Origin of the sequence: Megasphaera sp. DJF_B143, from assembly GCF_900320625.1 — a bacterium.
Classification (GTDB): Bacteria; Bacillota; Negativicutes; order Veillonellales; family Megasphaeraceae; genus Megasphaera; species Megasphaera hexanoica.
This window is the reverse complement of the sequence record NZ_ONTA01000228.1, coordinates 1-10406: the sequence shown is the minus strand read 5'-3', so window position 1 is coordinate 10406 and position 10406 is coordinate 1. Positions and strand designations below refer to the sequence as shown.

General features: G+C 52.0%; 8 protein-coding genes and 1 pseudogene. 7 read left to right on the top strand and 2 right to left on the bottom strand.

The window, feature by feature from the left end; all coding sequences use genetic code 11:
- The 6 genes from DBO31_RS06885 to DBO31_RS06860 all read left to right on the top strand — a co-directional run.
- The coding region (locus DBO31_RS06885; RefSeq protein ID WP_150824770.1) for an aminotransferase class V-fold PLP-dependent enzyme at window positions 1-1061 on the top strand (1061 nt) is incomplete at its 5' end.
- A 181-nt stretch (window positions 1062-1242) separates the two neighbouring features.
- Complete coding sequence (locus DBO31_RS06880) at window positions 1243-2409, top strand: M20 family metallopeptidase (RefSeq protein WP_059076336.1); 1167 nt, start codon at window positions 1243-1245, stop codon at window positions 2407-2409.
- Between the two features lie 72 nt (window positions 2410-2481).
- Window positions 2482-3753, top strand: coding sequence for an MFS transporter (locus DBO31_RS06875; protein ID WP_075581770.1), 1272 nt, complete (start codon window positions 2482-2484; stop codon window positions 3751-3753).
- Between the two features lie 169 nt (window positions 3754-3922).
- Window positions 3923-4945: a selenide, water dikinase SelD gene (gene selD / locus DBO31_RS06870; RefSeq protein WP_150824768.1), complete on the top strand. Its 1023-nt coding sequence runs from the start codon at window positions 3923-3925 to the stop codon at window positions 4943-4945.
- A 12-nt stretch (window positions 4946-4957) separates the two neighbouring features.
- Window positions 4958-5554, top strand: coding sequence for a sulfurtransferase-like selenium metabolism protein YedF (gene yedF, locus DBO31_RS06865; RefSeq protein ID WP_059076339.1), 597 nt, complete (start codon window positions 4958-4960; stop codon window positions 5552-5554).
- Entirely contained in the window at window positions 5551-5814 is a 264-nt protein-coding gene (locus DBO31_RS06860; RefSeq protein WP_059076340.1) for a DUF3343 domain-containing protein, read from the top strand. Before yedF ends, DBO31_RS06860 begins: the two co-directional genes overlap by 4 nt.
- A gap of 172 nt (window positions 5815-5986) precedes the next feature.
- Here DBO31_RS06860 and DBO31_RS06855 read toward each other — a convergent pair whose 3' ends face one another.
- Window positions 5987-8065, bottom strand: coding sequence for an OPT family oligopeptide transporter (locus DBO31_RS06855; protein ID WP_150824767.1), 2079 nt, complete (start codon window positions 8063-8065; stop codon window positions 5987-5989).
- 244 nt (window positions 8066-8309) lie between these two features.
- Here DBO31_RS06855 and pepD point away from each other — a divergent pair, with 244 nt between their 5' ends.
- The gene (gene pepD, locus DBO31_RS06850; protein ID WP_150824766.1) at window positions 8310-9758 is read left to right on the top strand and encodes a beta-Ala-His dipeptidase; all 1449 of its coding nucleotides are present in this window, start codon (window positions 8310-8312) and stop codon (window positions 9756-9758) included.
- A gap of 277 nt (window positions 9759-10035) precedes the next feature.
- Here pepD and DBO31_RS06845 read toward each other — a convergent pair.
- Window positions 10036-10406 (bottom strand): annotated as a pseudogene (locus DBO31_RS06845) (hypothetical protein); the annotation flags it as partial.

Genomic DNA, 10406 nt, shown 5'->3' with positions numbered 1-10406 from the left:
TGTATGGCAATCCGTCCCGTGGCGCCCACGGGTATTCCCTGCGGGCGTATGAACTGGTGCTGGAGGCCAAAGAGCAGGTAAAAGGCCTGTTTTCTGCCGGGCAGGATTATGAGGTGGCCTTTACGCACAACTCGACGACGGCGCTCAATCTGGTCCTCAAGGGACTGGTGCGTCCGGGAGACCACGTACTGACGACGATGTGGGAACACAATGCCGTCCTGCGCCCGTTGTACCAGCTGGAGAAAGAAGGTGCCACCGTAGATTTTATCGGCAGTGATGCCCGCACGGGGCAGCTCCGTTATGAGGAACTGGAGCAGAAACTCCGGCTGGAAACGAAGCTGGTCGTATGCAATCATGCGTCCAATGTGACGGGAAATGTGCTGGATATATCCCGCATACGGGCTTTCTGTAAAGCCCATGGCCTGTTTCTCGTCATCGATGCATCCCAGTCGGCTGGCGTCGTTCCCATCGATGTGTCGGACGGGACGATAACGGCTATCTGCTTTACGGGTCATAAATCACTCTACGGACCGGGAGGAACGGGCGGTGTCTGCATCCGCCGCGATGCACCGGTCCGGCCGGTCCTGACCGGTGGCGATGGCGTCCATGCCTTTGACCACGACCAGCCCGGCGGTGTCCCTGCCATACTGGAAGCGGGGACGGCCAATGTCGCCGGCATTGCCGGCCTGAGTGCCGGCATGTCCTATATACGGGACCATTGGCAGAAGCTGCAGCGGAAGCAGGCGGTTCTGAGTGACTATTTTCTCCAGGGACTACAGCAGATTCCGGATCTAGTACTCTATGGCGATGTTTCCGGTCCGCGCGTCCCCGTCTTTGCCGTCAATTTCCCCGGTGCTGAATCAACCGTCGTCAGTGATATACTCTGGGAGACCTATGGCATCGCTACGCGGCCGGGATTTCACTGTGCTCCCCTCCTGCATGAATCTTTGGGAACAAAAGAACAGGGAGCCGTGCGCTTTTCCCTTTCATCCTTTACGACACGGGATGACCTGGACGCAGCCCTTGTCGCCCTGAAAAAGATAAGTGCCCTGCAAAGATGAACGAAATGCATAACAAATATGATATGTCTGTTTTGAATGGACACTTGACTATTTAGAGTGGAAATAGTATTGTATAGTACAGGCGTGTGGTATGCGTAACGTCCTCATTTCTTGGGAAAGAAAAGGGGAATATCTGTCCCGGTCCGCCACCGGGACATATTTTATTGGAGGCGTGAGTATCATGAACGAAACGATTGCATCAGCTCTCAGTAATGAGGAAGTAAAAGACATCCTGACCAAATTTGTCCAGACTAATACGGTCAACCCGCCGGGTAATGAAAAAGTTCTGGCTCAGTGGATTGCCGATGATTTCAAAAAAGCCGGCATTGAAGCCGAAGTGCGCGATATGGGCGACGGCCGGGCTAACGTCGTGGCGCGGATCAAAGGCAGCGGTGAACGGAAAGCCCTGCTTTTCGACGGCCATCTCGACACGGTTCCGCCGGGAAACTGGACGGAAGACCCCTGGGGGGCTGTCGTCAAAGACGGCAAACTCTATGGCTTGGGGGCATCGGACATGAAAGGCGGTCTGGCTGCGATGATGCATGTCGTTAAAGCCATCAAGAAATCGGGAGCCGCTCTTAAAGGGGACCTCGTATTTGCCGCTTCCATCGATGAAGAAACGGACAGTCTCGGCGCCTGGGACCTGCTGAAATCAGGTGGACTTGACGGCGTAGGTGCCATCGTCATCGGCGAACCGAATTACAACGAAATCACTATTTGTGAAAAAGGCGCTCTCTGGTTGAAAGTGACGACCCACGGGCAGACCTCCCACGGAGCGATGCCGGAAAAAGGCGTCAACGCCGTAATTCACATGAATAAATTCCTGGATAAACTGCTGCAGTACCAGTTCCAGTATACGGAAAGCCCTATCCTGGGGAAACCGACCATGAATATTGCCACGCTGCACGGTGGTTTTAAGACTAATGTCGTACCCGACCGCTGCGAACTGACCGTCGATATCCGCACGGTCCCCGGCCAGGTGCATAAGGATATCATCGCCGATTTCCAGCGCATGTGCGATGAAGTCAAACAAGAAATACCGGAATTTATGGCCGATATTGAAGTCCTGAGCGACCGGGCTGCCGTAGAAACTAAGGCCGGCGACGACTTCGTCCGCCTCTGCCGTGATGTGCAGCAGGACGTGACGGGCCGCAATCCCGAACCGAACGGCTTTATGTGTTATACAGACGCGGCCGTATTCCTGCCTCACACTCATATTCCTCTCATCGTGTACGGACCGGGGGAACAGCATATGGCACATCAGCCGGATGAATATATCCGCCTCGACCGCCTGTATGAATCGGTGCGGTTCTATGCCGAACTGGCAGAAAAATATCTGATCGACTAACGAATACTAAATCCGTGGGATAGGAGATGCCGTCGAGGGGAGTATGACGGCATCCCGGCAAGGGGGAGAATCATGGCAAACAGCAATGGTGGCTGGAAGCACCGCAATACGGTAGTTATCATTTTGTTTATTATATGGGTTACCGCCTATCTGGACCGCATGGTCATGGCTACGGCTATTCCTTACATTTCTGATGAATTCGGGCTGACACCGGTCGCTATGGGCGGCGTCATGAGTGCCTTTTTCGTAGGCTATGCGCTCTGTCAGATTCCCGGCGGCCTTCTGGCAGACCGCTTCGGCGCTCAGAAGGTAATGTTTTCCGGCATCGCTTGGTGGTCCGTATTTACGGCTATTACGGGCTTTGCCAATAATCTCGTCCACATGCTCCTGGTCCGCGTTGCCTTTGGCGTCGGTGAAGGAATTTTCCCGGCCGCGTCGTACCGGACGATTTCCAACTGGTTCCCGGCCAAAGACCGCGGCACGGCGACGGGGCTCATGATGTCGTCCAATGCCTTCGGGCCGGCACTGGCACCGCTGTTCGTCGTTGCTATCATGGCTGCCTGGGGCTGGCGCATGGTCTTTTATTCGCTGTTCATCCCGGGCATCATTATGTGCCTGCTGATTAAGTTCTTTATTCCCGACAATCCGGCTGACAGCAAGGGCATCAGCCAGGCCGAACTGGATGAACTCAAAGAAGACCATACGGAACAGACGGCACAGGCAAAAATCTCCTTCTGGCAGATTATCAAGGTACCGGCTGTATGGCGGACCTTCGTCAGCTTTTTCTTCTTTGATATCACTCTTTGGGGCTTCTTGTCCTGGCTGCCCAGCTATCTCGTCAAAGCCCGGGGTTTTGAAATGACCAAGATGGGCATCACAGCGTCCATGCCGTTCTTTGCCGGTACGGCTGGCGTCATCCTGTTCTGCTGGCTGTCGGACAAGTATTTTACGCACAACCGGAAAATGCCGGTTATCATCACCCAGATTCCCGGCGCGATTTTCCTGTATCTGACCTTTGCCGTACCCGATGCGACTATGGCCATCATCTGTGAAACCCTGAGCGGCTTCTTCCTCTATGGGGCCTTTGGCGCCCTGATGGCACTGCCTATGAGTTCCATTTCCAGTGAAATCACCGGCCGGGCTATGGGATTTGTCAATATGGCCGGTCAGATTGCCGGCTTCCTTTCGCCAATCATCATCGGTTATCTCATCCAGCTCGCCGGAGGTAGTTTCGGCACCAGCTTTGCCTGCCTGGTCGGTGCCACCGTCGTGTCCGTTCTGGTGACCATGACTATTAAAGAAAACGCCAATACAAAAGAAACGCATACAGAAACGGCGGCGTAAATACGGGCCGCTTCCTGACAAAAGGGACTGTACATGAAAGCCTATGCTATCATGCACAGTTCCTTTTTTAAATTCCCTCCCAACACTGCATTGTCTCTTTTCTTTGCAGGGAGTATAATGAAAAGAAAGAAAAATAATTAGGGAAGCTAAAAAAAATGGAGGCGATACGATGGATACGAATCAGCTCGTCGTCTGTGGCGGCTGTAATGCCAAGATAGGGGCAGGTAATCTGGGGCCACTGCTCCAGGACCTTCCGCGCCGGGAGAGCCCGGATCTGCTTGTCGGGTTTGATGGGTCTGATGATGCGGCTGTCATCCGTCTGCGGGATGACCTGGCCCTCATCCAGACGGTGGATTTTTTCCCGCCTATGGTAACCGATCCTTACCTTTTTGGCCAGATTGGTGCGGCTAATGCACTGAGTGACGTTTATGCTATGGGCGGCCGGGTCCTTTCGGCTCTCAATATCGTCGCCTTTCCGGAAGAACAGGATTTCGCTATTCTCCGGGAGATTCTGCGTGGTGGGGCGGAAAAGGTTAAGGAAGCTGGCGGACTCCTGTCGGGGGGCCATTCCATTCACGACCGGACGGTGAAATACGGCCTGGCTGTGACTGGTACCGTCCATCCGGACCGCATCCTGCGCAACGATGCCTGTGTGGCCGGCGATCATCTCATTCTCACCAAGCCCCTGGGAGTCAGTATCCTGACCATTGGATACAGTGCCGGTGAAATCAGTAAAGAAGGTTTCCAGCAGGCCGTAGACAGTATGTGTACGCTCAATGCCTATGCCATGGATATCATCCGCGATGCCGCCGGTGTGCACGGCTGTACCGATGTGACGGGATTCGGCCTCTGCGGCCATCTTCATGAAATGCTTCACGGTGCCTGCTCGGCCCGCATCGATACGTCCCGTCTGCCGTACTTTGAGGAAGCCTACTGGGGAGCCGGACACTTCATCTTCACGGCAGGAGGACAGCGGAACCGCGATTTTCTGGAAGACAAGGTGGCCTTTGAACGACAGGACTTCGCCCTGGAAGAAATCGTCTTCGATCCCCAGACATCGGGAGGCCTGCTCGTATCCTGTGAGGCCGGTCAGGCGCCGATGTTGGTAGCGCGCCTTCAGGCCGGTCATATTCCGGCGTCGGATATCGGCGTCGTCACGGAAAAGAAGGAAAAAGAAATCTATATTGGATGAGGAGTGAAGGATATGTTTCAAGTAAATGCTCTGGGCAAAGCCTGCCCGCTGCCGGTCATTGAGACCCGCAAGGCACTGAAGGAACACGATGCCGTACAGACATTGGTCGATAACAGGATAGCTACAGAAAACCTGCAGAAAATGGCCCGTCAGCTGGGCTGCTCGTGCAGCGTAACCGAAGATGGCCCGGCCCATTATACGGTGGTCATCACGAAAGGAGAGGCGGCAGAAGCTGTTCCGGAACCGGTTGCGCAAACTACAGCTGTACGGGACGATTCATACATCGTCGTCATCAATTCTCCGACTATGGGGACGGGTGACGAAACGTTTGGCCGGACGCTGCTCAAAAATTTTATTTACACTCTGAAGGAACAAGATGTACTGCCCGATATGATGTTGTTCTACAACGGTGGTGTACCCCTGGTGACGGATACGTCGGAGTCTCTGGCTGATCTGCAGGAACTGGCTGCGGCCGGTGTGCAGATTTATGCCTGCGGAGCCTGCCTCAATTACTACGGTTTGACGGAGAAAGTGGCCGTTGGGGAGATTACCAATCTCTACCGTATCATTGAAATCCTGCGTACGGCCAACCGCGTCGTACGACCATGACGGAACGGTATGGTCTGATCCTGTTCCCCGAAACGCGGGAGGCCATGACAGCAGAAAAGGAAGGAAGGGCTCACGGCCTTTCCGTTCGCATCGTACCGACGCCGGGAAAACTAGTTGCCTCGTGCGGCTTTTCTCTGCGCTATGACCTGACCGGGGAAGACGAGTTATACCAGTTCCTGCAGCATCTCTCCGTCCGCACCGACGGCTGGTACCACGCCAGCCGTCAGGGGCTCCGCACGGACTACGAGAGATGGAAATGAAAGTAAAAAAATTTTCTTATGTTATGGATCTTCCTGTTATGGAATTGATGGATATATCGTTACAAAATAAATATTTATGCAAAAATGAACGGCGTTAAAGGTTTTATTTTAACGCCGTTCTGTATAAACTTTAATCAAATTTTAATGTAATTCTAATTTTATTTTAATGAACTCATTTTTCCGGAGTAAATTTCGTCGTGACAATATGACGGACGAAAATAGCAATTGTCGCAATGAATGCGGCAAATCCAATGCCGTTTGCGATTGTTTCAAAGTCTTTGCCGACCAGTGCCAGCGGATTTTCACTGCCACCAGACGTAACAGATACGACGATGATCAGGGCAATAATGACGCCTACGAGGCTTTCACCGACGATAAGGCCCGATGCAAAGAGGACGCCACGGTGATTGCAGGCTTCCACATCTTCTTCTTCATGACCAGGGCTGCGGAGCGCTGCACGCTGGTGCAGATAACGGTGGATGAACCAGCCCATGACAGAGCCGATGACCAGCGGAATTTCCAAAGTCGGCGGCAGATAAATACCCATGCCGATAGCCAGAGGTGGCAGGGCCAGGGATTTCGTATGACTCTTCAGGAGCATATCGACAATAATGGCAGCGATACCTACGACAATGCCAAACAAAATGTAATTCCAATCGAGGCTGGCGCTGAAAATGCCCTGTGCAATCGTTGTCATCAGCGTTGCCTGGGGAGCGGCGAGGGCCTGGGACGGGTCCATGCCGGCACGGGGAAGGGCCCCTGTGAATCCGTAAGCCTGATAGAGCAGATTCAGTACAGGCGCGATGGCGAAGGCACCGATGACAGAACCGAGAATCAGGGCTACCTGCTGTTTCCAAGGCGTGGCGCCGACGATATAACCGGTTTTGAGGTCCTGCAAGTTATCGTTGGAAATAGCGGCGATACTGACGATGACGGCTGTGATAAAGATGGCCAGTGCCGTAGCGAACTGAGTACCTTCTGGCGTGGCAAAGACGCCGAAGGATGAACCGATACCGAGGACAACCAGTGAAGAAACGATGATGCCCAGGATACCTATGCCAGAAATCGGGCTGGCTGATGTACCGATGAGACCTGCCATATAGCCGCAGGCTGCGGCAACAAAGAATCCCATGAGCATGGCGACCAGGATACCAACGACGATGTAAATAATGGTAACTGTCGTCGGAAGACCGGCGGCGCTGACGAACGAGTAGAACGTTACGAACAGTCCGGCCAGGATTACGAGGAATACAATGCCGACCGATTTGGGCGACATGTCGATATCCGTATGATGAAGGATCTGTTTTTCTTCCGTGTCATTGGCCCGGATAGCGTTGATGGACATTTTGATACCGTCAACGACCGGTTTGGCCAGACGAATCAGTGTCCAGATAGCAGCGATACCGATACAGCCGGCGCCGATGAAACGTACTTTCTGGGCCCAGATAGCCTGGGCAAAGGCGGCAGCACTCTGACCTTCTGCCGGAGAGATGACTGATGTCAGGTAGGGTACGAAGATGACCCAGGCCAGCAGTGTCCCCGTCAAAATAGCGATGCCACTGGCGATACCGATAAGGTAGCCGGCGCCGAGAAGCGCCATGGAAAAGCCCATGGGGAGCTGGGTGACCGCCTTGCCAATCTGTATCCAGTGACTGAATTCAGAAGAAGCAATGTGCAGTCCGTTGGCACAGAAACTGAAGATACCGGCCATGCCAGTACCGAGAACGATATCTTTCATCCCTGTTTCTTTTTTGCTCGTATCTTCGCCGGCAGCTTCTTCGCGGCGGATTTCACTGCCTACTTTCAGGATTTCTGCTGCCGCCCGGCCTTCCGGATAGGGAAGGTCACTGTTGACGACCATGGCGCGCCGCAGTGGTATAGTAAATAATACCCCTAATGAACCGCCGCATGCGCAGAGCAATAACGTTTGCCAGAATGGAAATCCCTGCCAGTATCCCAGCATGAGCAGACCAGGAAGAATAAAGATAATAGCTGATAAAGTGCCCGCGGCAGATGCCTGCGTCTGTACCATGTTATTTTCCAGAATATTGGAGTTTTTGAACATGCGCAGGATCGCCATGGAGATGACTGCCGCCGGAATAGATGACGAAAATGTCAGACCGACTTTGAGCCCCAGATAGACATTGGATGCCGTAAAGATAACGGTAATCAGCATGCCCAGGAACATGCCCCGGAATGTTAATTCCGGTAATGTGGGGGACGTGGCAGTCAGATTAAATTGACGTTTCATAATCAGACCTCCCGCATAAAAAATAAATAATTGGCCGTATAACAGCTAGCTTGTTTCACTATAGCATATTTTTTTTGAACTGTCATTCAAATCATAATGATTTAAAATATAACAAGAAACGGTTATATTATCTTTGCTTATAGATAATTATGCAAGGAGAGAATAATAGCCGAGGTGTTTCTTTTGTATAAACGTGTTATAATACTCGCGTATGGATATTTCTAGACATAAGGAGGAATTTCCAATGGAAAATGAAAAGATTATTGAAGGCGTTTTGCAGGAATTTGCAGGCCTTGCCCGGCATCCCCGCAAATCAGGTCATGAAAAAGAAGTCAGTGACTATATTGCTGCCCGGCTTCGTCAACTCGGTGCTTCCGTTGTTCAGGATGAAGTCAACAACATCATTGCCGATGTACCGGCGACAAAAGGATATGAAGATGTGCCGCTGACGATTATACAAGGCCATATGGATATGGTCTGTGTGGCTAAACCAGGACGCGCGTATGATCCGCTGAAAGATCCTATTACCATCAAACGGGATGGCAAGACGCTTTCTGCTGATGGGACGAGCCTGGGTGCTGATGACGGTATGGCTATTGCCATTTCTATGTTCCTCATTCAGCAGGATTTTGCCCATGGTCCGCTGCGCCTGATCTTTACAGTAGATGAAGAAGTAGGTATGACCGGTGCCACCCATCTGGATTCCCAATATGTTCAGGATGCCCATTATGTCATTAACTGTGACTCTGAATCTGTCGATGTTATCTGTGTGGCTTCTGCCGGCAGTGTTCATACCTATTTCAGCCGTCCTGTTTCCTGGCAGGAAGCAGAAGGGACAGCTGCTCTGAAGATAACGGCATCGGGCTTTATCGGAGGTCATTCGGGTGAAACAATTAATCAGGGAAAGAGCAATGCTATAAAAGCGCTGGCTCTCGTCCTGCGGCGTCTCCATCAGGCGGGTATTTCCTATACACTGGCTTCCTATGACGGCGGCGATGCGGCTAATGCCATTCCGTCCCTTGCCCAGGCTGTCATTGTTCTTTCTGATGCAGATGCAGATAAGGCATGCCAGCTTACTGCCGAAGGAGAAGCGGCACATAAAGCCGTATATGGGGCTGTAGAAACGACGTTATCCCTGAAAGCAGAAAAAACAGATGTACCGGAAAAAACTATTTCTGAAGCAGACAGCCGTGCTGTCGTACAGATCCTTAATCTGCTTCACTTCGGCGTCTTCGCTATGAATCAGCATTTGCCGAAACTGCCGGACCTGTCTTCTAATATTGGTACGATTCATATCGGTGCCGATTCGGTGGACATCCAGTATTTCCCCCGTTCCTCTTCCGATGCCCGCCTGCAGGAAATGCTGTTGTCCCTGCCGGTATTTGCAGAAGTGACGGGATTTACTTTCAAAGCGTCTGCACCGGCTCCGGCCTGGTCAGAAAACACGCACAGTGTCCTGACTCCGGCCATGACTGCCGTTTATGAAAAAGAACTGGGCCGTACACCCCGCATCGAAGCGATGCATGGCGGTCTGGAAACGGGGTATTTCTTTGCCATGAACCCGGATCTGGACATTGTTTCGGTCGGACCGACGACATTTGCTATCCACAGTGCGGACGAATCAGTTGATCTGGAAACAGTTGCGGAAGTTACGCGTGTAATAGCCGGTACGCTGACGGCTCTTAAAAAATAATCTGGCATCAATCTGGCATTTAATTATGTACCAGATGCAGGAACGCCTGTCAGGGCCTTTATTTGGGCATTGACAGGCGTTTTAGTCTGAAATGGGAGTCATGGTTGTTTAAAATGTGATCCCTATGGATTGCTTATACGTTTAACGGGACGTATACTATACATGTAAACACTTATTGCATAACACAATACAAGCGCTGTCCAGTCCGGTAAGGACCGGATATATATGTGTTTATGAACTGACGGGAGACAATCGGCTGATTGTCTCCCGTCGGCTGTTAAAAGAGATATTTTGTATCGTAACTCAGGTCCATATACTGGGCCAGCGTTTCATCGTCAAAACCATATTCTTCTGGTTTATTGAACCAGTGTGCGACGCGCAGCCGCAGTTTCTTTTCCGGTGGCAGGGGTTCCTTATATTCGATGCGCAGCTGACGGGCAGCTTCAGAGCGGTCTTCTACACGCACGAATAATCCCTGGTCAAAGGTGAGTTCATATACCTTTTTAAAGGCATGGGGAATCTGGAATCCGAAAGGAACGAAATATTTCTGGATAAATCCATTGGCGATGAGAATAGAACCAGAGTAGGGAATGGCCAGCTCCAGGTCGTAGCGCAGATCACCGGCAGGGGAGTGGAACGGTACCGGTT

What these genes read in the sequence shown, in the direction of transcription:
- selD (WP_150824768.1), top strand. Translation starts at nt 3,923, where the DNA reads ATGGATACGAATCAGCTCGTCGTCTGTGGCGGCTGTAATGCCAAGATA.
- pepD (WP_150824766.1), top strand. Translation starts at nt 8,310, where the DNA reads ATGGAAAATGAAAAGATTATTGAAGGCGTTTTGCAGGAATTTGCAGGC.
- yedF (WP_059076339.1), top strand. Translation starts at nt 4,958, where the DNA reads ATGTTTCAAGTAAATGCTCTGGGCAAAGCCTGCCCGCTGCCGGTCATT.
- DBO31_RS06860 (WP_059076340.1), top strand. Translation starts at nt 5,551, where the DNA reads ATGACGGAACGGTATGGTCTGATCCTGTTCCCCGAAACGCGGGAGGCC.
- DBO31_RS06855 (WP_150824767.1), bottom strand. Translation starts at nt 8,065, where the DNA reads ATGAAACGTCAATTTAATCTGACTGCCACGTCCCCCACATTACCGGAA.
- DBO31_RS06880 (WP_059076336.1), top strand. Translation starts at nt 1,243, where the DNA reads ATGAACGAAACGATTGCATCAGCTCTCAGTAATGAGGAAGTAAAAGAC.
- DBO31_RS06875 (WP_075581770.1), top strand. Translation starts at nt 2,482, where the DNA reads ATGGCAAACAGCAATGGTGGCTGGAAGCACCGCAATACGGTAGTTATC.